Raw genomic sequence first — 23,890 nt, 5'->3', positions numbered from 1 at the left:
CATAACCGAAGTCTCTCTCCACGGCATCAACACCTCCCGCCGAAAGCGAAAAAGTGTTACCCATGTCTCCGGTACAAAACGTCACCTATCTCTCAGGTCGGGCATTCTCAAGATTTCTCGCCAATCCTTGAACACAGTGCAGACCTGTCGCCCGGCAGAGTCGGCGCGATGACGCGAGCGCGGGGCTGTGTTCCCGCTGGCGAGAACGGATTGACCGTTCCAACTCATTGAACCATCCTGCCTGGAAACGGAGGTTGATCATGATGACAGGCTCTCAGTGCCGTGCCGCGCGGGCGCTCGTCGAGTATAGCAGGGATCGTCTTGCGGCGTCCTCGGGCATCCGCACGGAGATTATCGAGATGTTCGAACGCAAACTCGACAATCCGGATGAGGCAAGCGTCGATACGCTCCGGTCCGCGCTCGAACATGCCGGTGCTGTCTTCCTGCCGGACGGAGAGACCGGCGGGATCGGAGTGCGGTTGAAGTTCAACCGGTCCGAGACGCGGCGGATTGCGATCCTCGAAGGCGAAGGCGGGATCGTCGCGCATGACGACGTGCCATGAACCTGCCAGAGGCTGCACGCAGGTAACTGCGGCGCAGCATCGACGGAATTTTCGCTCCCATTGCTGATGCTGCCGAAGGGTATCGCCCTCTCGCATCGCCAGAGATACACGTGATACGATCAGTCCCATGGACCCACGCTACGCCATTGTTGCCGGCCGATCTTGCGGAAGCTGCACGCTGTGCTGCCGGCTTCCGGAAATCGACGCATTTTCGAAGCCGGCGAACGTGCCGTGCAACAACTGTATCCGTGGGCGCGGCTGCGCGATCTATCACGACCGGCCGCAGCTCTGCAGGGATTTTCTCTGTCTCTGGATGATCAGCGAGGAACTGAGCGAGGAATGGCATCCATCGCGCTCGCATATGATGATCTACGCGCAGGGACCGCAGATCACCGTTCTGGTCGACCCAGCGTATCCCGACACCTGGCGGCAGGAACCCTATCTGTCACAGTTCCGCCGGTGGGCGAACGACGCCGCCTTGGTCGGGGGATACGTCATCGTTTTTGCCGGGGAAGAGGTGTCCAAGATCTCCCCCAACTGAAATGACGCAGCAGCCCCATTCCGATCATATTCCAGCTAGAGAATTTCCGCTTTTCATCTGGTCGCGAAAACGCTCTATCTTTTTGATTTCACGAAATTCCGGACGCAAACTGCGCACTTTTGCTGGAACTAACACGAGAACCGGCGTCATTGTCGTTCGGAACCTGCGCCTCCTATGAGACCTGTTTCACACCGGGTGGCTTCCACCTCCCGTCGCTGGCCGGCAAGATCGACGGCGGAAAATCCCGACGCGGCGCGCTTTCGCGGCAACCGTGCCGTTGCCCGAAACACTCCCGCATATGTAGAAAACCTCGCCCTGGCTGATTGACAGTTGCCGTACGAAGGGAGAAGCTAAAGCAGCCTTTGCTAAAGTCTTGATTTGGAGGGGTAATGATACACCGCGTCGGTCCGTGCCTGGCTTTGACTGCATTGGCAATCGCCACGATTGCAACCACCCTGAACGCGGCGGGACAGGATGCCGGCAAGCCTGCGGTCGCACCTCCCAGCGTGACTGTCGTGGCCGTGGTCGAGAAGGACATTCGACCGTCGATTTCCTTCACAGGGCGCGTCGAAGCGATCGACAAAGTGGATTTGCGCGCACGCGTCGACGGGTTTCTCGAAAAGAAACTGTTCACAGAAGGGCAGGACGTGAAAGCCGGCGACCTTCTCTTCGTTATGGAAAAGGGACAGTATGAAGCAGCGGTCGCCCAGGCCCAGGGAAATCTGGAGGCGGCGCAGGCGCTGCTGTCTCTGGCAGAAGTAGAAGTCAAGCGACAGACCGACCTCGTGGCCAAGAGCGCCGCGCCGCAATCCCAGCTGGACCTGGCGCGCGCCAAGCAACAGCAGGCAACCGGACAGATGGACCAGCTCCACGCGGCGCTGACCCAGGCCGAACTCAACCTCAGCTACACCAATATCCGCACCCCGATTGCCGGACGCATCGGTCGCTCCCTATACTCCGTCGGAAATTTCATCGGCCCCTCGAGCAATGCGCTGGCGACGGTTGTCAGCCAGGACCCGATCTACGTGACTTTTTCCGTGTCGCAGCGTGAAATTCTTGCCGTTCGCGAAAAGCTGGGCAATTCCGGAAAGCTCGGCGACCAGGTAAATTCCGCGGTCGTTCTCGTGCAGCTTGCCGATGGAACGCAGTATCCGCAGCCCGGCAAGATCGATTTCGTCGACGTCACGGTCAATCAGGGCACTGACTCGGTGCCCGTCCGGGCGACCTTTCCCAACCCCCAGCGCATCCTGATCGATGGCCAGCTGGTGAACGTGGTGGTTCAGGGAGCCGCACCGGAAGCAGCGCTGGTCGTGCCGCAGTCGGCAATACAGATAGACCAGGGCGGTTCTTTCGCTCTTGTCGTGAACAAGGAAAACAAGATCGAGGTGCGCTACATCCAGCCGGGGCGAATGGAGGGGGCTGACGCCACCGTGACCAAGGGCCTGGCGGCAGGCGACCTGGTCGTCACCGAAGGGATACAGAAGGTCCGTCCGGGGCAGGTCGTCGCTCCCGTCGAAGTCAAATCGGGGTCGTAGGCCATGCTGTCGGGGATTTTCATCGATCGGCCACGGCTTGCGGTCGTCATTTCGCTCGTCATCACCATCGCTGGCCTGGTGGCGCTCACGCTCATTCCGGTTGCGCAGTTTCCCGATATCGTGCCGCCTCAGGTTTCCGTGTCGGTAAGCTATCCGGGCGCCAGCGCGGAGGTGGTTCAGCAATCGATCGCCCAGCCGATCGAGTCCCGCGTCGTCGGCGTGGACAACATGATCTACATGAAGTCGACGAGCGGCAATGACGGCAGCTATACGCTGACGGTCAGCTTCGCCGTCGGGACGGATCCGGATATCAACACCGTCAACGTGCAGAACCGCGTCAACCTTGCGGAGGCGCAACTGCCGCAGGAAGCGCGCTCCCAGGGCATCAGCGTCAAGAAGAAGTCGTCGGCGCTGATGCAACTGATCGCGCTGACATCGGAAAAGGGAGAGCACGACCAGCTGTTTCTCTCGAACTACGCGACGATCAACATCATCGACGGGCTGAAGCGGATCAAGGGTGTCGGCGACGTGACCCTGCTGACCCCCTGGGACTACAGCATGCGTATCTGGATCACCCCGGAGCGCCTCACCAATTTTTCGATGACGCCGAACGACATCGTCGCCGCCCTGAAGGGCCAGAACATTCAGGCCGCAATCGGCCGCATCGGGTCGCAGCCCGCATTGCCGGACCAGCAGTTCCAGCTGACGATCCAGACCAAGGGGCGGCTCACGACCGTCGAGGAATTCGGAAACGTGGTGCTGAGGGCGGAGCCCGACGGCTCGTTCGTCCGAATTCGCGACGTCGCCCGCGTCGAACTGGCGCCGAAGGGCGCGGAGCAGATCGGCCGGCAGGATGGCACACCGGCGGCCGTGCTCGGCGTCTACCAGTCGCCCGGCGGCAATGCCATCGCCACGGCCGAGGCCATCAACCAGCTCATGCAGAAACTGTCGCCGGCGTTTCCGGAAGGGGTGACTTACAAGACCACCTACGACACGACGACATTCGTGGAGGAGAGCATCCACGAGGTCGTCAAGACCCTGCTGGAGGCCTTTGTTCTTGTCGTGATCGTCGTGTTCCTGTTCCTTGGCAGCGTGCGCGCGACGCTCATTCCGCTGATCGCCGTGCCGGTGTCGCTGATCGGCACGTTCGCCGTGATGATGGCGCTGGGCTTTTCGGCCAATACGGTCTCGCTGCTGGCGCTGGTGCTCGCCATCGGGATCGTCGTCGACGATGCCATCGTGGTGGTGGAAGCCGTCGAGGCGCACCTCGAGAAGGACCCGACCGCCACGCCGGCTGAAGCGGCGCGACGCGCCATGGGCGAGATCACGGCGCCGATTGTCGCGATCACGCTGGTGCTCCTGTCGGTGTTCGTGCCGGTGGCCTTCATCCCGGGCATATCCGGGGAACTCTTCCGCCAGTTTGCGGTCGCCGTATCGGTGTCTATGGTGATTTCCGCCATCAACGCGCTGAGCCTGTCGCCGGCGCTTTGCGCCGTGCTGCTCAAGCCTCATCACGGTCCGAGATGGGGACCCATCCGCTATGTGTTGAAGGGCATCGATCATGCGCGCGATGGTTACGCATCGATCGTCCGGCGGCTGGTGCGATTTGCGGCTCTGGGCCTTGTCCTCCTGGCGGCGCTGCTTGCGGGGACCGGCTGGCTGTTCAAGACGACGCCAACGGGTTTCCTTCCCTCCGAGGACCAGGGGGCCATCTTCGGCGAAATCATTCTGCCGGAAGGTGCCTCGGTCAACCGGACGGACGCAACGGCCAAGCGCGTCGAGGCGATCATCCGCGCCACCGAGGGCGTTCAGGGCGTCATGTCGGTTGTCGGCTACAGCCTGCTCGACGGGCAGGTGAAGTCGAACGCGGCCCTGCTGGTGATGACGCTGAAGCCCTTTGCCGACCGCACGACGGCCGAGCTCTCCGCCAACGGCCTGATCAACAAGCTCAGCGCTGAGCTTCAGTCGATCCGAGATGCCAACGTCATCGTCTACAACCTGCCGCCGATCATCGGGCTTGGGACCGGCAGCGGCTTCGAGTTCCAGCTTCTCAGCCTGAGCGGGGGAAGCGCCACGGAAATTGCCCAGGCGGCGCGCGGCCTGATTTTCGCGGCCAACCAGAATCCGGCGCTCAGCCGGGTCTACACCACCTTCAGCGCCAACACGCCTCAGCTCTATCTCGATATCGACCGCGAAAAGGTTCAGACGCTCGGCATCCAGGTCGCCGACGTGTTCAGTGCGCTCCAGGCGGTTCTCGGCAGCACGTATGTCAATGACTTCAACCTGTTCGGTCGAACGTGGCAGGTCACCGTCCAGGGCGAGGCTTCCGCCCGCGCGCGGGTCGACGACATCTACAATATCAACGTGCGCAACAGCAACGGCCAGATGGTTCCCGTCAAGGCGTTCGCGGAGGCGCGCCTGATCCTCGGGCCACAGCAGATCGTCCGGTTCAACAACTATTCAAGCGCCACGATCAACGGCGGCCCGGCGCCGGGTCGCAGTTCGGGCGAGGCGATCGCGGCGATGGAGGAAGTTTCGGCGAAGACGCTGCCGCCCGGCTACAGCTACGAATGGACCGGAACCGCATTGCAGGAGATCGAGGCCAGCGGCAAGACGACCATTATCCTCGGCCTCGCGGTCCTGTTCGCCTATCTGTTCCTCGTCGGGCTCTACGAGAGCTGGACCATTCCCATCGCGGTGTTGCTGTCGGTCACGGCCGGCATCGCCGGTGCGATGCTGGCGCTGAAGATCGCCGGCCTCGACAACAATCTCTACGCCCAGATCGGTCTTGTCGTGCTGATCGCGCTTGCCGCGAAGAACGGCATCTTGATCGTCGAGTTCGCCATGGAGCGGCGCTCGCATGGGCTCGGCATATCAGAGGCCGCAGTGGAAGGTGCCAAGGAACGCTTCCGTGCTGTGATGATGACGAGCTTCGCCTTCATCGCCGGCCTCGTGCCGCTTGTCATAGCAGAAGGAGCCGGCATGCTCAGCCGCCGCGGGGTCGGCACGGCCGTCTTCGGCGGCATGCTCGGGGCAGCCCTGGTCGGCATCTTCCTGATCCCCGTCCTCTACGTGGTCTTCCAGTGGCTTCGGGAAAAGGCGAAGGGCATCAGGAGCACGCCGAAGCCGGAGGTGGCCGAGCAATAGCCGTCGCTTGCACGGTCTGGACCTATAGGCCGCCGGCGCCTGCCGTTTCGGTCGCAATCTGCGGCAGGGACTGCAACAAGGTCTGACGCGCCGAACGCAGGTGCAGGCGGCAGGAGAATTCGATGGCCGCCGGGTCGCGTGATTCGAGGGCGGCGATGTAGTCGAGATGCTCGTGAATGGCGCGTTCGTTGCGCTGTCGGGCAAACGCCTTGTTCCACTGATAGTGATAGTGAAAGACGATGGCGATCGCATCGTAGAAATCGGCAATGAACCGGTTCTTGGCCGCGCCGTGGATGAGCAGGTGAAAGCGCTCGTCGAGGGCGGAGAACTGCTTGTAGCGCTTGTCGAGATCCTGCAGCATCGCCTGGTGCTCGGCCTTGATCTCGGCAAGCGCACGCCAGGCGTCGTTCCCCGCCGGCAGCTTGCCGAATTCCGCCGCCGAGTGAAGCTCGAACATCTCGCGCACGTCGGCCAGCTCCAGCGCGAATTCGCGGGTGAACCCTTTCAGGATCCAATGGCTGTTGGGCCGCTTTTCGATCAGCCCGAAGCGGGAGAAGCGAATGAGGAATTCACGCACGCTGGTGGTGCCGGTTCCGATTTCGCGGGCAAGTTCCAGCTCGTTGATCTGCATGCCGGGCGCCGCGTCATCGGACAGGATGCGCAGCATGAAGCTTCGCTCGATGATGTTGTGGAGCGAATCCGTTTCCTCCGAGGGGAAGAAGTCTTCCTCGTTCGGTGCTCTCAGGACGATCTTCTGCCGCTTGTTCCAGCGAATGATTCCCTCGTCGCTGAGGCGAGTGAGGATCGCACGCGCGGTGCTGCGGCTGATCCCGAGCTGCGCGGCGATTTCCGGTTCCGACGGCAATGCCTCATCGGCGCGCAAGGCCGAAGCATAGCGATTGTAGGCCTCCTTGAAGACCGTATTCTGTCTTGCCATACGCACCCCGCCTTCATACCCTGCCGCATGGACCGACAGCCCGCGAATGCGGGCTTCGGATCATGGCAGAAGCTTATCTATCAGCAATCCTTATATTATTTTGGATTGCGTGCGGCTGTTTGCCTCCCTCGTCCACAGGATCAACAATCCCGTTGACTTGGAAATGTTTATTGTAGATAAAAAACAAAATCAATGCGCATTCGCCGATGCAGCGAGTGTTTCCTCAGGGAGAAGACGATTGACCAAAGACCCCTGGATCATCCTGTCGACCGGCGACAATGTTGCCGTTGCAACGGCAGCGATCGCCGCCGGTTCCGATGTCGCGGGCATTCCGACCCGGGAAAAGATCGACCCCGGCCATAAGATTGCCCTCACCGATATCCCTCTCGGTCAGCCCGTCGTCAAATACGGCCAGGCGATCGGGCGGACGACGGCGGACGTCAAGGCCGGCGACCACGTGCACAGCCACAACCTGCATTTCGAGAACGACCGCCTTGCGGCGACCGCGAACGCGGCACCGGAAGAAGCAAGTGCCGCAGACAAGGCACGCACCTTCATGGGCTACCGCCGCGCCGACGGGCGTGCGGCGACGCGCAACTATATCGGCATCATTGCCAGCGTGAACTGTTCCACCACGGTCTGTCGTGCGATTGCCGACACGGCCAACCGCACGCTCCTGCCGCTTTACGAGGGCATCGACGGCTTCGTGCCGATCGTCCACGACCAGGGCTGCGGCATGAGCTCGACGGGCGACGGGATGGCCGTGCTGCACCGGACGCTTGCCGGCTACACCAGGCACGTCAATTTCGGCGGCGTGCTGATGATCGGACTTGGCTGCGAGGTCAACCAGCTCACCCTCTACGGCCAGAGCGGCGCAGGCAATTCCAAGCGCCATTTCAATATCCAGGATGCCGGCGGTTCGCGCCGGGCCGTCGAACGTGCCATGGGCATGCTTCGCGAGATCGCCGACGATGTCGGTCGCGAGCGGCGCGTGCCGATCTCGATCGGCGAGATCATCATCGGCCTGCAATGCGGAGGCTCGGATGGCTTCTCGGGCATCACCGCCAATCCGGCGCTCGGAGTGGCGGCCGACTTGCTGGCTGCAGCCGGCGGCACCTCCATCCTCTCGGAAACCTCCGAAATTTACGGCGCCGAACATCTGCTGCGCAGCCGTGCCGTCAGCGACGACGTGGCACGGAGGCTCGACGACAAGATCGCCTGGTGGGAAAAATACGTGGCGATGCATGGGGCCTCGCTCGACAACAACCCCTCGCCCGGCAACAAGCGCGGCGGGTTGACGACCATTCTTGAAAAGTCTCTCGGTGCGGTTGCCAAGGGCGGACGCTCGCCGCTCAACGCCGTCTACGGCTATGCCGAGCGGGTTACCGCTCCGGGCCTCGTCTTCATGGACACGCCAGGCTACGATCCGGTCTCTGCGACCGGCCAGGTTGCGGGCGGCGCCAACATGATCGCGTTCACCACCGGTCGCGGCAGCTGCTTCGGCTGTCGCCCGGCGCCATCGATCAAGCTGTCCAGCAATTCCGCGCTCTATGTCTCGATGGAAGAGGACATGGACATCGACTGCGGCACGATCGCCACCGGCGATGCGACGATATCAGGCAAGGGCCGCGAGATCTTCGATCTCATCATCGATACCGCCTCCGGCAAAAAGACCAAGAGCGAAGAGTTCGGCTACGGCGACAACGAATTCGTGCCGTGGCACCTTGGCGCGACGCTCTAGATCAAAGCAATATCAAGTCTTCAGAGGAGGAATGATGAAGACGAGAAGGATCGGCAAGACGGAGTTGGCGGTGACCGAAGTGAGCTTCGGCGCGGCAGCCCTTGGCGGCCTATACCGTGCCTGCCCGCGTGAGCAGGCGATGGAAACGCTCGATGCGGCCTGGGACAGCGGCATCCGCTATTTCGACGTCGCTCCGTGGTACGGGCTCGGCCTTGCCGAACGCCGCGTTGGGGATTTCCTGCGTGACAAGCCCGAGGCGGAATGGGTGCTGTCCACCAAGGTTGGACGGCTGTTGCGGCCGGTGCCAACCGGAACGGTACCGGACTACAGCTATGTGGACCCGCTCTGCTTCGATGCGGACTACGACTATTCCTATGACGGCATCATGCGCTCGGTCGAATTCAGCTATGCACGCCTCGGACTGAACCGCATCGACATTCTCTATGTCCATGACATCGGCGGCTATACGCATGGTGCCGCGAGGAACGCGGTCTATCTGAAGCAATTCCTCGACAGCGGCGTCAAGGCGCTGGAAGAGCTGAAATCCTCCGGAGCGATCAAGGCCTTCGGCCTCGGCGTCAACGAGGCGCCTGTTTGTCTCGACGTCATGCGCAACGCCGACATCGACTGCATTCTGATGGCCGGCCGCTACACGCTGCTCGACCGGACCGCGGTCGCCGAACTGCTGCCGCTCTGCCGCCAGAAGGGCACGTCCCTTGTGGTCGGCGGCGTCTTCAACTCCGGTATCCTGGCGACCGGCGCGGTGCCGGGATCGAACTTCGACTACATGCCCGCGACGGAGGACGTCCTTGCCCGGGTTCGCGGCATGGAGGCCATAGCGAGCAAGCATGACGTACCGCTGGCGGCACCTGCCCTACAATTTCCGCTGCGCGACCCGATCGTCGCCTCCGTTCTGATCGGCACCGCGAAGGCATCGAGCCTGAACCGCAACATGGCACTTTTCGCGCCGCCGTTGCCCGAGACGATCTATCCGGAATTCGACAACTACACGCTCGTGGCACCGCCACTCGGCGACGAAGCCGTGCGCGTCTGAGGAACAGACCATGCTCAAAGGAATTCATCCCGTTCTCAATCCCGACCTGCTTCGAGCCATCGCCCGCATGGGCCATGGTGACGAAATCGTCATCGCCGACGCCAATTTCCCTTCCAGCACCATGGGTCCCGAGATGATCCGTGCCGATGGCGTGAGCGCGACCGATATGGCTGAAGCGATCCTCGCTCACATGCCGCTCGACACGTTCGTACCGGAAACCGCCTGGCGCATGGAGGTCGTCGGCGATCCGCAGGCGGTGCCGGACGTATGCTCGGAGTTCCAGGCCATCGTATCGAAGCGCGCCGGCGACTTTAAAATCGCGTCGCTGGAGCGCTTCGCCTTTTACGAGCGATCGCGAAAAGCAGCCTACATCGTGGCAACCACGGAGTTTCGGCTCTATGGCAACCTGATCCTGAAGAAGGGCGTGGTGCACCCACACGAGGTATTCACCGGCTAGCAGACAATGAAAATAGAATAAACATTCCGTATTGACATTTGCGCGGAACCTATGTTTCACTATTGCACACTGCCACCGGATATCGAGGAGGAAGTCCGGGGAGCAAAGAAGGTCCGAAAGTGGGCTTGCGGGATTTGATGCCGCGTCATCTGCAGCGTAGCAACTGACGCGCCGCCATTGGCGCGAGCGGACAAAATGCCCCGGAACTGTTGAGTCAAAGGGGCTTAATGCATGGGCTTGCAATTGGAATGAGCCTCGGCTAGCTTCCAAATCTGAAATGTTTTTTATCGATAAAAATCTCTCGTTCGCGTTCGCGAGAGATTTCCAGGAGGAGAACGCACCTGAGAGGAGAACCTACATGCGCATGAAATCCATCCTGTCCCGTCGAGCCTTTACAGCTCTTGCGGGCGCTGCCGTGATCGCTACTGCGATGCCGATGCCGTCTTTTGCGGCCGACGTCACGATCCCGATCATCGTCAAGGACACCACTTCCTTCTACTGGCAGATCGTTCTCGCCGGCGCTCGCGCCGCCGGTAAGGATCTCGGCGTCAACGTGCCGGAACTCGGCGCGCAGGCTGAAACCGATGTCAACGGCCAGATCAGCATTCTCGAAAACGCCGTAGCCGGCAAGCCGGCCGCGATCGTTATCTCGCCGACGGAATTCAAGGCACTCGGCAAGCCGATCGACGAAGCCGCCAAGTCCGTTCCGATCATCGGCATCGACTCCGGCGCCGACTCCAAGGCGTTCAAGTCGTTCCTGACGACCGACAACACGCAGGGTGGACGCATTGCTGCCGACGGCCTCGCTGCCGCGATCAAAGCAATGACGGGCAAGGACGAAGGCGACGTCGTGATCATCACGAACACGCCCGGCGCCGGCTCGCTCGAGCAGCGCCGCGAAGGCTTCCTCGATCAGGTCAAGACCAAGTATCCGGGCCTTAAGGTCGTCGCCGACAAGTATGCCGACGGCCAGGCAACGACCGGTCTCAACATCATGACCGACCTGATCACTGCCAACCCGAACATCGGCGGCGTCTTCGCTTCGAACCTGATCATGGCGCAGGGCGTCGGCCAGGCGATTGCTGAGAACAAGCTTGGCGACAAGGTCAAGGTCATCGGCTTCGACAGCGACGACAAGACCGTCGGCTTCCTCAAGGACGGCGCGCTTGCCGGTCTCGTGGTGCAGGATCCCTACCGCATGGGTTACGACGGCGTGAAGACCGCGCTTGCCGTATCCAAGGGCGAAAAGGTCGAGGCCAACGTCGATACCGGCGCCAACCTCGTTACCAAGGCCAACATGAGCGATCCGAAGATCGACGCTCTGCTGAACCCGAAGATCAAGTAATCTTCACCGGGGCCGCGCGGGAGCAATCCCGCGCGGCCCTTCTTCACCTGTAACATCGTCTGCCTGTCGAGCGCGGATGTCTGGTGGAGAGACCGGAATTCGCGAGGAGGAGACGTCCATGAGCCTGGAAGAAATCAGTCATCGTCACGATGATAGCGCCACGCTGAAAGAGGCAAACCGCGTTCCGGCGGGAGCGCCCATCCTCGAACTCAAGGGATTGCAGAAGAACTATGGCTACGTCCAGGCGCTGAAGCCGGCGACGATGACGTTTCTGGCTGGCGAGATCCACGCCATCGTCGGTGAGAACGGTGCCGGCAAGTCGACACTCATCAAGCTGTTGACCGGCGTCATCAATCGAACCGCCGGCGAGGTTCTGTGGTGCGGCCATCCGGTTGCGCTGGCAACGCCGAACGAGGCGATCGCGCGTGGCATCAATGCCGTCCACCAGGAAGTCGTGCTGTGTCCGCATCTGACGGTTGCGGCCAATCTGTTTCTCGGCGATGAAGTCAACAAATTCGGCCTGATGCGCAAGAAGCAGATGGTAAAGATGGCTCAGGCCGTTCTCGACGATCTCGGCTTCGGCCTGCCGGCCGCCGTGCTCCTGAGCGACCTCACGATCGGGCAGCAGCAGCTCGTCGCCACCGCCCGCGCAGCGATGCGCGGCACCCAGTTTCTGATTTTCGATGAACCGACGGCCTATCTCACGCGTCAGGAATCGGCGCAGCTGTTCAAGCTGATCCGCCGCCTGCAGAGCGAAGGCGTCACTATCGTCTACATCAGCCATCGCATGGAAGAGGTTTTCGAGCTTGCCGACCGCGTCTCCGTGCTGCGCGACGGAACGCATGTCGGCACCCGCCTGATCGGCGAGACGAACGACACCGAGTTGATCGCGCTGATGATCAACCGCTCGATCGAACAGATCTACCACAAGGAAAGCATCGACATCGGCGAGAACATCGTCGAGGTCCGCGGGCTCTCCGGCCCTGGCTTCCAGGACATATCGCTCTCGGTCAAAGCCGGTCAGATTGTCGGCCTCTATGGCCTTATCGGCGCCGGCCGCAGCGAATTCGCCCTGGGTCTCTATGGCCGCGAGAAGACCACGGCAGGCGAAATCCACTGGATGGGCAAGAAGGTCAACATCAAGAACGAACGCACGGCGATGGAACTCGGGATTGCGCTTGCGCCCGAAAGCCGCCGCGACCAGGGACTTTGCCTCAATCTGCCGATCGGCCTCAACATCAACCTGCCGGTGTTCGACCGGTTGAGTAAGGGCCCGGTCATTGGCCTCGCCGACGAGGCGAAGAATGCCGACAAGCAGATCCGCGACCTCAGCATCAAAACACCGAGCCGGCGCGTACTGGTGTCAGCCATGTCGGGCGGCAACCAGCAGAAGGTGGTCATCGGCAAGTGGCTGAGCCACGGCGCGCGGCTCTTCATCTTCGACGAGCCGACCGTCGGCGTCGACGTCGGCACCAAGGCGGAAATCTACCGGCTGTTTGCGAGGCTTCTGAAACAGGGAGCCGGAATCATCCTGATTTCGTCCTACCTGCCCGAAGTCTACGAGCTGGCCGACGAACTGCACGTCTTCCGGACAGGCAGGCTCGTGGCCACCCACGGCTTCCATGCGGCGTCACATGAACAAGTCCTCAGCGAAGCGATCGGCGTCTGAGTTAGGAATAAGAGGGAGAGAGACAATGACCGTAACCCCCACCGAGATCCCCGCGCCGCCGCAACGCCGGAAAGTGAATATTCTCTTCGGGCTGACCCTGATCGGTCTGCTGGTTGCGCTTTGGGTGGCGCTCGGGCTTTCCACCAACAGCTTCTGGACACCGCTCAACATCAGCAACCTGCTGCGCCAGGGCTCGATGACGGCGATCCTCGCTCTCGGCGAAACGTTCGTGATCATCACGGCCGGCATCGATCTTTCGGTCGGCGCGATCGTCGGCTTTGCCGGCGTCATCGTCGCCTATCTGCTGCAGGCGGGCTTCCCGGTGTGGGCGGCGATCCTGCTGACGCTCGCCTTCGGCGTTGCGATCGGTTCCTTCCACGGGTTCGGCATCGTGCACATGGGCCTGCCGCCCTTCATCATCACGCTGGCGACGTTGACGGCATTGCGCGGTTTCGGCCTGCTGATCACCAACGGCTCGTCGATCAACATCACCAACGAGGCCTTCTCCAACTTCTCGCGCGCCGATTTCCTCGGGGTGCCCAGTTTGTTCTGGATGGTGATCCTCGTGGCCATCCCCTCCTACGTCCTGCTGCATCTGAGCCGATGGGGCCGCTATCTCTTTGCAGTCGGCTCCAACGGCGAGGCTGCACGCCTCTCCGGCGTCCGGGTCAGCGCCATCATCTATATGGCCTATATCCTCTCGGCGACGTTCGCTGCGTTTGTGGGCGTCCTGCTGGCGTCGCGCATCGCGATCGGCAATGCCACACAGGCGGACGGATGGGAGTTGCAGGCAATCGCCTCGTCGGTCATCGGCGGCACCAGCCTCTTCGGTGCCGTGGGTTCGGTTCATGGCCCGCTGATCGGCGCCTTCATCCTTGCCACCATCAACAACGGCGCGAACCTGCTCAACGTCAATTCGTTCTGGCAGCGCATCATCACCGGTCTGCTGATCATCGTGATCGTGTATTTCGACCAGTTGCGCCGCCGCCGCAGCTCCTAACCGAAACGACAAGCAAAGCCGGTCCGCAAGACCGGCTTTATCTCTTCAACGATGCGAGACCCCGTCATGAAAGCCGTGCTTTGCCAACAACCAGGCGTCCTCGAGGTCGTCGAGCGCCCCTCCCCGGGGAGCCCGGCGCCCGGCTGGGCTCGGCTTGCGGTCAGCCATGTCGGCATTTGCGGCACGGACTACCACATCTTCGAGGGCAAGCATCCGTTTCTCGAGTATCCGCGTGTCATGGGCCATGAGATATCCGCGACCGTCGTCGAAGCCGGGGACGGTGTGGCGCTGGCCGTGGGCACGCCGGTCATCGTCAACCCGTACCTCTCCTGCGGCACCTGCGTTGCCTGCAGGCACAGCAAGCCGAACTGCTGCACCAACATCAAGGTGCTCGGCGTCCATACCGACGGCGCCTTCTGCGAGGAAATCACGGTGCCCGCAGGCAATCTCTACGCGGCGGAGGGATTGAGCCCGGAGGCTGCGGCAACCGTCGAATTCCTGGCAATCGGGGCACACGCCGTGCGCCGCTCGCTGGCACCCGCGGGGTCTCGCGCGCTCGTCATCGGCGCCGGCCCGATCGGCCTTGGCGCCGCTATCTTTTCGCGCATCGCCGGGCACGAGGTCACACTGCTCGACACCAGCGCCGAACGCCTCGACATGGCCGCGCATCGCTTCGGCTTCGCATCCGGTATCATTGCAAACGACGACACCAGCGAGGCAGTCAGGGCAAAGACGGAAGGCGACGGATTCGACGTCGTCTTCGATGCGACCGGCTACGGCCCCTCGATGGAGAAAGCCTTCAGCTTCGTCGCCCATGGCGGCGCGCTGGTTCTGGTCAGCGTCGTCAAGGACGACATCCGCTTCTCCGACCCGGAGTTCCACAAGCGCGAAATGATGCTGATCGGCAGCCGCAATGCGACGCGCGTCGATTTCGAGCATGTCGCCGCATCAATTGCCAACGGCCTCGTGCCGGTCGACAAACTGATCACCCACCGCACGACGCTCGCCGATGCGCCGCATGATCTCGCGCGCTGGGCGCACGAGAAAAGCGGGCTGATAAAGGCCGTCATCAAGGTTGCGAACTAGCATTTGCGGACGCAAAGCCGCGCTGCACGCTTTTGCTGAAATTGTTCTAGGCCGCGTCGATCGCCTGCCGCATCAGCCGGACGACTGCGGCATCCGTTCTGTTGGCCGACGCCGCCTCGAAGCCGAAGGCAACCGCGCGCGGATCCACGCTTGCGACCGGAGAACTGCACGAGCCGTGGACTTCCTTCGCGCCTGTCGCGCGCAGGATTTCCAAGACGTTGCTCGGGCGTACACCGCTGCCCGGCATGATGGAAATCCGCCCCGCTGCCGCCTTCGACAGGCGCGCCAGCGTCTCGAGCCCGTCGAGCGCCTTCGGAACGCAGCCTGATGTCAGGATGCGTTCGCAGCCGAGTTCGATTGCCTGCTGCAGCGCTACATCCGGATCTGGAACCAGATCGAAGGCGCGGTGGAGGGTCGATCCCATACCGGCGGCGTGGGCTTTCAGCCGGTGCAGCAGCGGCAGGTCCAGCGTCCCGTCCTGGAGGTTGGCGCCGATGACGACACCCGCAAGGCCGAACGCCCGCGCTGCGTCGATATCAGCCATCATCGCCGCTTCGTCTGCGGCGTCGAAAACGAACGGCCCCGCATGCGGACGGATCATCGCATAGACGCGGATGGGTGCCGCTGCCGCCGCCTTCATCAGACCGGCGACAGGGGTGAGGCCGCCGACTTCAAGCGCCGAGCAGAGCTCGATGCGGTTCGCCCCGCCCTCGACTGCGGCTGCGAGCCCCTTTGGACTGTCCACGCACACTTCCAAAACTGTCGTCACGTCCGAATCTCCTTCGCCTGCCTGCCGCGTCATACGCCGATGCCGCTCACTCGGCGACCGGCATTCGTCGCTATGCCTGCATAATTCGACGGGATGCTCATTCAGGCGGGGCCGTCGACGTCCAGCTGCTGGAGAAGATGTGGGGAGCGAGGCTGAGTTTGCCGATAACCTGCTCGATCAGTTCGTCCTCTTCGCGGCTGCTGAAAACCATCGCCTCTACCTCGGCCACGCTGGTGTCGTTGACGGCGTGACTTTCCATGGAATGAAGGCGAAGCTTGCTGGCACTCAACGCCTGGAGAAGCTGGGTGCGCACGGTGGCTTCATCGTGTGCCGCACATTTCAGGCCGATGACGTAAAAGCGCTCGACGGTCTCGTGTTCGGGTGCGAGCGCACTGATGTAGAACCCAAGGCGGGGAAGGCCGATATTGATTGCGATGATCAGGACCGTTGCCTCGACGGCTTCGAGCAACATCGCGTAACCGGCAAGAACGCCGATTGCGCCGGTTGCCCATACCGTGGCGGCGGTACTGAGCCCCCGGACATTCGTTCCGTCCCGCATGATGAGGCCGGCGCCGAGGAAGCCGATGCCGGTGACCACCTGCCCCCCCATTCTCACATCCGGAACATCGTGAAGGAGCGCCGGCAGCGAGGTGTAGATGGCGGCGCCGAGGGAGACCAGGGCATGCGTCGTCAAACCCGTGTGCCGCTGCCGCCATTGCCGTTCGATGCCAACCAGGCAACCGAGGAAAACGGCAACCAGAAGCCGCGGCGCGATCAAAAGAACTCCAGACAGACCCGTGGCATATTCCCACACAGCAAAACCCTCACCCTGTTTGCGCATGATTGCCGCGCTGCCAATCACTCCCGCAGTCGGAGAACTGCAACGTATGCGGCCCCTTCGATACGAGTCAATCGGCAGGGAAAGCGCCGGGAAATTCCTTTTGGGGTTGCTGCTTCCGGGCGCGTCGAGCCTGCCGGAAGGGGCGAATTCTACCCTATGCATCCCATTCTTCGCCGTCCGATCGTGCCGAGGTACCAGCCTGTGGCGACGGTGGTTCGAGCAAATTCCGTTGTCATCCGCGATAGTTAGCGACGCCCAGTTGCCATCCGCGCGGTCGCGTTCGCCAGCGAAAGCGGAGTATTTTAGCGTTCGCATCGATTTTTCTGTCATGCACGCTATTTCTGGTACGCAATACCTTGCCGACAGATTGAGGCTATGGCTTTTTTCGCCAGCGATCTTATCCGCGGCAGACTCCGCTAAAGGTTCCGCGCGTGTCAACGATCAAGGGGATAGTCCATGCTCACTAAATTCGCACTCGCCGTAACGCTCTCCGCCTTTGCTGCGGGTGCAGCACAGGCGGCAGACGTCGTCGTTTCATCGAAGATCGATACCGAAGGCACGCTGCTCGGCAACGTCATTGCGCTGGCACTCAATGCGAACGGCATCAAGACGCAGGACCGTATCGCGCTGGGCGCCACGCCTGTCGTTCGCAAGGCGATCACGGCCGGGGAAATCGATATCTATCCGGAGTACACCGGCAATGCCGGCTTCTTCTTCAACAAGCCCGAGGATGCCGCCTGGAAGAACCTCCAGCAAGGCTACGACATGGCAAAGAAGCTCGACTACGACGCCAACAAGATCGTCTGGCTGACGCCATCGCCGGCCAACAACACCTGGGCGATCGCCGTTCGCAACGATGTCGCCGCGCCGAACAAGCTCAAGACGATGTCGGATTTCGGCAAATGGGTCGCCGGTGGCGGTTCAGCCAAGCTCGTCGCGTCGGCCGAATTCGTGAATTCCGCCGGTGCGCTTCCGGCATTCCAGACGACCTATGGATTCACGCTGAAGCCGGACCAGGAAATCGTGCTATCAGGCGGGGATACGTCTGCGACCATCAAGGCGGCCGCGGACCAGACGAACGGCGCCAATACCGCCATGGTCTATGGGACGGACGGGGCGATCGAAGCCGCGGAACTGACCGTGCTTGAAGACGACAAGGGCGTGCAGCAGGTCTATGCGCCGACGCCGATCATCCGCGAGGAGGTGCTGAAGGCCAACCCGAAGATCGAGGAAGTGCTCGCCCCCATCTTCAAGAGCCTGACGGCCGACGAACTGCGCAAGCTGAACGGCAAGATCCAGGTCGACGGAGAGCCCGCCAAATCCGTGGCCGAAGCGTACCTGAAGGAAAAAGGGTTCCTGAAGTAGCCGCCCGACGCTCCGCCTTCCGAGGCGGAGCAACCTTTCTTTCCATACTGGGACGGATCGATGGAAGAAACCTCAGCGGTCCGCAGGCTGGACCGGCTCGGCGTGGTTCTTGTTGTTGCCGGCGTCGCCGCGACGCTTCTGCCCTTCATCTATGTCAAGGCGAACCGCATCGCGGCAGGCAAGCCGGTGTTGCTGATGCAGCTTCTGAACCAGCCTTCCGCAATCGTTCTCACCGTGCTGCTGCTGTCCACCGCGCTGGCGGTCTTGCTCGTGCGGAACGTTCGGCTCAGGCTGGCGATCGCAACGCTCTGTCTTCTGGCGTTGATCGCGGCGATCGGCCTCGTGGCAACCGCGTTTACACCAGAGAACAGCAACGTCGCGCGAATGACGCCGGGCGGCGGGTTCTGGCTGCTGTTTGCCGTGATCGGCCTCGTCATTTCCGATGCGCTGGTAAAAATCGACCTGACGCCAAAGATGCGCATTGCCGCACTCGCCCTCTATGCCTTCCTTCTCGGTATCTTCCTTTGGTCCGGCCTGCTCGATAGCCTTTCGATCATGAAGGAATTCGCCACGCGTGCCGATCAGTTCTGGTCGCAGGCGCTGGCACATCTGCAATTGGCTTTCGGATCGCTCGCGATTGCCGCCGTCATCGGCCTGCCGCTCGGCATCACCTGTTTCTGGGTGCCGAAGCTCAGGGCGGCGCTGCTCCAGGGATTGAGCCTGATCCAGACGATCCCGAGCCTGGCGCTGTTCGGCATCCTGATGCTGCCGCTCGGCTACCTCGCAACCCATGTTCCACTGGCCGCGGCGCTCGGCATTCGCGGCATCGGGGCCGCGCCGGCGCTGATCGCGCTCGTGCTCTATTCGCTGCTGCCTATCGTCGCCAACACCGTTGTCGGGCTCGAAGGCGTGGATCCCGCCGTGCGGGACGCCGCAGCGGGCATGGGCCTCACCCGCCGGCAGATCCTGACCGGTATCGATCTGCCGCTTGCGCTGCCTGTCATCCTTACCGGCATCCGTATCGTGCTCGTACAGGCGATCGGGCTCGTGACGGTAGCCGCGCTCATCGGCGGCGGCGGCTTCGGCGTCTTCATTTTCCAGGGGCTTGGCCAAACGGCCATGGACCTCGTCCTGCTCGGCGCCGTGCCGACTGTTTTCTTCGCCTTCTCCTCGGCCGTCATCCTCGATGCGGTCGCCGACAGCATCCGGGGGCCCACCGCATGAGCATGATCGACATCCGGAACGTCACCAAGCGTTACGGTGCCACGCCTGTGGTCGACAATGTCTCGATGTCGGTCGAGAAGGGGGCGATCACCGTCATCGTGGGCACCTCAGGCTCCGGAAAATCGACCCTGATCCGCATGATCAACCGCCTGGTGCCGATCACCGAAGGGGAGATCTTCGTCGACGGCCGCAACGTTGGCGACGTGCCGGCCACCGAGCTGCGCCGCAACATCGGCTATGTCATCCAGGGCAATGGCCTGTTTCCGCACCGAACCGTGGGCCAGAATATCGCGACCGTACCGCAGCTTCTCGGCTGGGACAGCGCGCGGATCGACAATCGCGTCAAGGAACTGCTGCGGCTGTTCAATCTCGATCCGGCGATCTTCACCGCGAAATATCCGCATCAGCTCTCAGGCGGCGAACAGCAGCGCGTCGGGGTGGCGCGCGCGCTTGCGGCCGAACCCGAGGTACTGATCATGGACGAGCCGTTCGGCGCGCTCGACCCTGTCATCCGCGGCAAGGCGCAGGATGACCTTCTTGCTATCCAGAAGCAGTTCGGGACAACAGTCATTCTCGTCACGCACGACATGGACGAAGCCTTCCATCTCGGCGACCGGATCGCGGTGATGAAGGGCGGGAGGCTGCTGCAATATTCGACACCTGAGGAGATCCTGACCGAGCCCGCCGACCCCTTCGTGCAGCAGCTGACCGGCACGTCCGACCGCGCGCTGAAGCGCATGTCGCTGCTGCCGCTGAAAGCCAGCATGGCGCCTGCCAAGCCCGGCCTGTCCCATAGCCTGGAGCAATCGCTTAGCCTTCGCGACGCGCTGGCGGAGATGATCTGGCAAGGCATCGACGAGGCGGCCGTTCAGGACGGCACCAAGAAAGCCCCTGTCGGCTCCATCTCCATGTCGCGGCTGCTGGCGCTGGGCCGCAAGGCATGAAACTGATCACCGCAAATCTTTTCCGCGTCGCAGCGCTGGTGCTGCTGCTGATCCTGCTTTTCAGGACGGAATGGCTGTCGTTTTTGCTGGCGCCGCTGACCAACAACAATGCGCCGGCGGTCTATAGGCAAAACAGCCTGCCGTCGCTCGCCGCCGGACATCTTGAGCTGGTGCTCGTCTCGATCGTGGCGAGCGCGGTTCTGGCCATCGTCGGGGGAATCTTCGTGACCCGAAAAAGCGGCGCCGACTTCCTGCCGCTATCGCGTGCCATCGCCAATGCCGGCCAGACCTTTCCGCCGGTTGCAGTGCTTGCGCTTGCCGTGCCCGCCATCGGCTTCGGCGCCGGCCCGACGCTGATCGCGCTCTTTCTCTACGGCCTCCTGCCGATTTTCGAGAACACGGTCGCTGGTCTCAACCAGGTATCGTCTTCGGTGCTCGATGCCGCTGACGGCATGGGGATGAGCCCGACGCAGCGGCTGTTTCGCGTCGAACTGCCGCTCGCGCTGCCGCTGATCATCGAAGGCGTCAAGGTCGCGACGGTGATCAACATCGGCACGGCCACGATCGGCTCGACGGTCGCGGCAAAGGGGCTCGGGGAGGTCATCATCGCCGGCCTGATCTCCGACAACACGGCCTTCATCCTGCAGGGCGGCTTGATCGTCGGCCTGATGGCCGTCCTGATCTACGACGCGATGGGGCTCGCCGAAACGGCAATTACGCGAAGAATGGGCTTGCGCGCGACCTGACACAGCGGCTACCAAAGCTGCCGCAACATGCAAGAGGGGAGGCAGCCTTGGCCAAGATGATTCACTCCATGATCCGCGTTCTCGACGAAGCGCGCTCGGTCGAGTTCTATGGCAAGGTTTTCGGCCTCGAAGTCGCCGATCGCATCGATTTCGATACGTTCACGCTGATCTATCTCAGCAGCCGCGACACCGGTTTCGAGCTGGAGCTGACGGTCAACAAGGGCCGCATCGAACCCTATAAGCTCGGGGACGGCTACGGCCATCTGGCGTTTTCCGTCGACGAGGTCGCCGTCGAACACAAGCGCCTGACAGAAGCGGGTCTTAACCCGGGCAAGCTGGTCGAACTCAATCGCGACGGCAAGCTCCTGGCGCTCTTCTTCTTCATCACAGATCCGGACGGCTACAAAGTCGAAGTCATGCAGCGCCACGGCCGCTACCTCTAAGAGCACACAATGATCGAAAAAATCGAACTGAGCCGCGGCTGGACCGCCTCCTGCAACGTTACAGGAAGGCCGGATCTCAATACCGGCATCCCTGCGGCCGTACCCGGCTGCGTCCATCTCGACCTTCTGGCGGGCAGGCTGATCCCCGACCCCTACATCGACGTCAACGAGATCACCAACGACTGGATCGGGCGGGAGGACTGGACTTACCGCTGCAGTTTCGATTCTGCGCCGGACGACGAACGGGTGCACGAGCTGGTCTTCGACGGACTCGACACGGTCGCGGCAATTTCGCTCAACGGCGAAGAGATCGGCCGGACCTTCGACATGCATCGCACCTACCGCTTCGACGTGTCGGAGCGGCTGAAGCCGGGCGCGAACGAGCTGAGCATCGTCTTCCGCTCGGCCTATGCCTACGGCGCGGAGATGGAGGAGCATTACGGCTACCGGCCGAACAACTATCCGGGGCCCGGCAACCTGATGCGCAAGATGGCGTGCAACTTCGGCTGGGACTGGGGTCCGACGCTGGTGACATCGGGCATCTGGAAGCCGGTGCGGCTGGAAAGCTGGAACCGGGCAAGGATGGCGGAGACGCGGGTTTCGGCGACGCTTGCGGGCGGCGATGGTCTTGTAACCGTCCATGCAACACTGGCGCGACAAGGCGAGCCGACGCCCTTGATGCTCACCGCAACCGTCGCTGGCCAGGAACTGGCCGTCGCCATACCGCCCGATACCGACGAGATCAGCTTCGAGATCCGCGTGCCCTCGCCGCAGAACTGGTGGCCGCATCATCTCGGCGCGCAACCGCTGTATTCGCTGGGTCTCGAGCTGAGCTGCGACGTAAGCAACGACTTACTCGATACCTATACGAAGGACATCGGCTTCCGGTCGGTGCGGCTGGACACGTCCGCGGATGAACACGGTTCGGCCTTCACCTTCGTCGTCAACGACGTTCCGCTGTTCGTATGCGGAGCCAACTGGATTCCGGATGATTGCTTCCCGTCGCGCGTGACGGCGGAGCGATACGCGTCCCGCGTCGACGAGGCGAAGGCTGCGAACATCAACATGCTCCGCGTCTGGGGCGGCGGCATTTTCGAGCGCGACGAATTCTATGAGGCCTGCGATCGCGCCGGCATGCTCGTCTGGCAGGATTTCCTCTTCGCCTGCGCCTCCTATCCCGAGGAAGAGCCACTTCGCAGCGAGGTCGAGGCCGAGGTGCGCGACAATGTCGTGCGACTGATGCCGCACCCGTCGCTGATCGTCTGGAACGGCAACAACGAGAATATCTGGGGCTTCGACGAATGGGGTTGGCGGCCTGTCATCAAGGACGGCGAGAGCTGGGGGCTCGGCTACTATCTCGATATCCTGCCGAAGCTCTGCGCCGAACTCGATCCGGACCGGCCCTATTATCCCGGCAGTCCCTATTCCGGCAGCATGACGATCGAACCGAACGCCGATTCGCATGGATGCAAGCACATATGGGATGTCTGGAACGACGTCGGCTACGAGGTCTACCGCAACTACATCCCGCGCTTCTGCTCGGAATTCGGCTGGCAAGCGCCGCCCAACTGGGCGACGCTGGAAGAGAGCGTCCATGACGCGCCGCTGACGCCCGTTTCCAATGGAGTGTTTCACCACCAGAAGGCGACGGAGGGGAACGACAAGCTGATCCGAGGGCTCGCCGGCCATCTGCCGATACCGGAGACGATGGACGACTGGCATTTTGCCACACAGCTCAATCAGGCGCGCGCGATCCGCTTTGCGATCGAGCACATGCGCTCGCATCGCGATATCTGCAAGGGTGCGATCGTCTGGCAGTTCAACGATTGCTGGCCGGTGACGTCATGGGCGGCACTCGATTCGGCCGGGCGGCGCAAGCCGCTGTGGTATGCGATGCGAGAGGCCTTCGATCCGCGGCTTCTGACGATTCAGCCCCGCGCAGGCGGACTGGCGGCCGTCGCGGTGAATGAGCGAACGCTTTTCTGGCGTGCGAAGATCAGCGGCAAGCGGATGAAGCTCGACGGGACGGTGCTCGCGGAGTTCGAGTTCTGGCGGCATCTCTGCGATCGCTTCGAGGCAAAAGCATTTCCTCTGCCGGCCGACATCGCTGCGCCAGCCGCGGCACATGACGAAATCGTCGTCGTGCAAATGCTCGACAGGCGCGCTTTCCACTACTTCGTCGAGGATATCGATCTCCGGCTACCGAAGCCGAGGGCTGCCATCAAGGTGACGACGACCGCAGATGGCTGCGAGGTCCACATCACTGCCGAGAGCTTCCTGAAGGACCTCTGCCTGATGGCGGATCGTCTCGATCCCGATGCCGTGGTGGATTCGATGCTGGTGACGCTGCTGCCGGGCGAAAGCCATACTTTCAAGGTCAGGACGTCGAAGGCCGTTTCCGTGAAGGACATCTCCCTTGGGAAGGTGCTTCGATCGGCCAACGATCTGCTTGACGGGCACTGAAATGGCCCCGTCCCCGACGG

The 23,890-nt window shown here is 62.2% G+C and carries 20 protein-coding genes; 17 read left to right on the top strand and 3 right to left on the bottom strand.

Annotation, left to right across the window (positions count from 1 at the left end):
- Window positions 1–260 precede the first annotated feature (260 nt).
- The 4 genes from ASC97_RS20520 (at window position 261) to ASC97_RS20505 (ending at window position 5,786) form a co-directional block, all read left to right on the top strand.
- A complete protein-coding gene (locus tag ASC97_RS20520) occupies window positions 261–563 on the top strand; it encodes a hypothetical protein (protein ID WP_057470203.1) in 303 nt (100 codons plus the stop codon).
- A 127-nt stretch (window positions 564–690) separates the two neighbouring features.
- Complete coding sequence (locus tag ASC97_RS20515; RefSeq protein ID WP_057470202.1) at window positions 691–1,104, top strand: hypothetical protein; 414 nt, start codon at window positions 691–693, stop codon at window positions 1,102–1,104.
- 389 nt (window positions 1,105–1,493) lie between these two features.
- Window positions 1,494–2,639 carry an efflux RND transporter periplasmic adaptor subunit gene (locus ASC97_RS20510; RefSeq protein WP_057470201.1) on the top strand — a complete coding sequence of 382 codons (1,146 nt, stop codon included), beginning with the start codon at window positions 1,494–1,496 and terminating at the stop codon, window positions 2,637–2,639.
- Window positions 2,640–2,642: 3 nt separating this feature from the next.
- A complete protein-coding gene (locus ASC97_RS20505; protein ID WP_057470200.1) occupies window positions 2,643–5,786 on the top strand; it encodes an efflux RND transporter permease subunit in 3,144 nt (1,047 codons plus the stop codon).
- 22 nt (window positions 5,787–5,808) lie between these two features.
- Here the strand turns inward: ASC97_RS20505 and ASC97_RS20500 are convergent, their stop codons facing one another.
- On the bottom strand, window positions 5,809–6,723 hold the full coding sequence (locus tag ASC97_RS20500) for a GntR family transcriptional regulator (RefSeq protein WP_057470199.1): 915 nt from the start codon (window positions 6,721–6,723) through the stop codon (window positions 5,809–5,811).
- Between the two features lie 238 nt (window positions 6,724–6,961).
- Between ASC97_RS20500 and ASC97_RS20495 the strand changes: the two genes are divergently transcribed.
- The 7 genes from ASC97_RS20495 (at window position 6,962) to ASC97_RS20465 (ending at window position 15,075) form a co-directional block, all read left to right on the top strand.
- Window positions 6,962–8,464 carry a UxaA family hydrolase gene (locus ASC97_RS20495; protein ID WP_057470198.1) on the top strand — a complete coding sequence of 501 codons (1,503 nt, stop codon included), beginning with the start codon at window positions 6,962–6,964 and terminating at the stop codon, window positions 8,462–8,464.
- 34 nt (window positions 8,465–8,498) lie between these two features.
- On the top strand, window positions 8,499–9,518 hold the full coding sequence (locus ASC97_RS20490) for an aldo/keto reductase (protein ID WP_057470197.1): 1,020 nt from the start codon (window positions 8,499–8,501) through the stop codon (window positions 9,516–9,518).
- A gap of 10 nt (window positions 9,519–9,528) precedes the next feature.
- Window positions 9,529–9,975: an RbsD/FucU family protein gene (locus ASC97_RS20485; protein ID WP_057470196.1), complete on the top strand. Its 447-nt coding sequence runs from the start codon at window positions 9,529–9,531 to the stop codon at window positions 9,973–9,975.
- Between the two features lie 358 nt (window positions 9,976–10,333).
- A complete protein-coding gene (locus tag ASC97_RS20480) occupies window positions 10,334–11,320 on the top strand; it encodes an ABC transporter substrate-binding protein (protein ID WP_057470195.1) in 987 nt (328 codons plus the stop codon).
- A gap of 118 nt (window positions 11,321–11,438) precedes the next feature.
- Window positions 11,439–12,989 (top strand): sugar ABC transporter ATP-binding protein, encoded by a 1,551-nt coding sequence (locus tag ASC97_RS20475; RefSeq protein ID WP_057470194.1) that lies wholly within the window; start codon window positions 11,439–11,441, stop codon window positions 12,987–12,989.
- A 25-nt stretch (window positions 12,990–13,014) separates the two neighbouring features.
- Window positions 13,015–13,989 carry an ABC transporter permease gene (locus tag ASC97_RS20470; protein ID WP_057470193.1) on the top strand — a complete coding sequence of 325 codons (975 nt, stop codon included), beginning with the start codon at window positions 13,015–13,017 and terminating at the stop codon, window positions 13,987–13,989.
- Between the two features lie 66 nt (window positions 13,990–14,055).
- Window positions 14,056–15,075 (top strand): zinc-binding alcohol dehydrogenase family protein, encoded by a 1,020-nt coding sequence (locus ASC97_RS20465; protein ID WP_057470192.1) that lies wholly within the window; start codon window positions 14,056–14,058, stop codon window positions 15,073–15,075.
- A 46-nt stretch (window positions 15,076–15,121) separates the two neighbouring features.
- Here ASC97_RS20465 and ASC97_RS20460 read toward each other — a convergent pair whose 3' ends face one another.
- Together ASC97_RS20460 and ASC97_RS20455 are read right to left on the bottom strand one after the other, a co-directional pair.
- On the bottom strand, window positions 15,122–15,844 hold the full coding sequence (locus tag ASC97_RS20460) for a copper homeostasis protein CutC (protein WP_057470209.1): 723 nt from the start codon (window positions 15,842–15,844) through the stop codon (window positions 15,122–15,124).
- 97 nt (window positions 15,845–15,941) lie between these two features.
- Window positions 15,942–16,685, bottom strand: coding sequence for an MgtC/SapB family protein (locus ASC97_RS20455; protein WP_082530090.1), 744 nt, complete (start codon window positions 16,683–16,685; stop codon window positions 15,942–15,944).
- A 456-nt stretch (window positions 16,686–17,141) separates the two neighbouring features.
- Between ASC97_RS20455 and osmF the strand changes: the two genes are divergently transcribed.
- From osmF to ASC97_RS20425, 6 genes are read left to right on the top strand one after another with little or no spacing between them, the layout of a single operon-like run.
- Window positions 17,142–18,050 carry a glycine betaine ABC transporter substrate-binding protein OsmF gene (osmF, locus tag ASC97_RS20450; RefSeq protein WP_057470191.1) on the top strand — a complete coding sequence of 303 codons (909 nt, stop codon included), beginning with the start codon at window positions 17,142–17,144 and terminating at the stop codon, window positions 18,048–18,050.
- A gap of 60 nt (window positions 18,051–18,110) precedes the next feature.
- Window positions 18,111–19,274 (top strand): ABC transporter permease, encoded by a 1,164-nt coding sequence (locus ASC97_RS20445; protein ID WP_057470190.1) that lies wholly within the window; start codon window positions 18,111–18,113, stop codon window positions 19,272–19,274.
- Window positions 19,271–20,218 (top strand): ABC transporter ATP-binding protein, encoded by a 948-nt coding sequence (locus ASC97_RS20440; RefSeq protein ID WP_057470189.1) that lies wholly within the window; start codon window positions 19,271–19,273, stop codon window positions 20,216–20,218. The genes ASC97_RS20445 and ASC97_RS20440 overlap by 4 nt, the downstream gene beginning before the upstream one ends.
- Window positions 20,215–20,964 carry an ABC transporter permease gene (locus ASC97_RS20435; protein WP_057470188.1) on the top strand — a complete coding sequence of 250 codons (750 nt, stop codon included), beginning with the start codon at window positions 20,215–20,217 and terminating at the stop codon, window positions 20,962–20,964. Before ASC97_RS20440 ends, ASC97_RS20435 begins: the two co-directional genes overlap by 4 nt.
- A gap of 47 nt (window positions 20,965–21,011) precedes the next feature.
- Window positions 21,012–21,407: a VOC family protein gene (locus ASC97_RS20430; RefSeq protein ID WP_057470187.1), complete on the top strand. Its 396-nt coding sequence runs from the start codon at window positions 21,012–21,014 to the stop codon at window positions 21,405–21,407.
- Between the two features lie 9 nt (window positions 21,408–21,416).
- Window positions 21,417–23,870 (top strand): glycoside hydrolase family 2 protein, encoded by a 2,454-nt coding sequence (locus ASC97_RS20425; protein WP_057470186.1) that lies wholly within the window; start codon window positions 21,417–21,419, stop codon window positions 23,868–23,870.
- Window positions 23,871–23,890 lie beyond the last annotated feature (20 nt).

This window comes from Rhizobium sp. Root1203 (assembly GCF_001424945.1).
GTDB lineage: Bacteria > Pseudomonadota > Alphaproteobacteria > Rhizobiales > Rhizobiaceae > Rhizobium.
The sequence above is the reverse complement of the archived record's forward strand: the minus strand, read 5'-3'. Positions and strand labels throughout refer to the sequence as shown.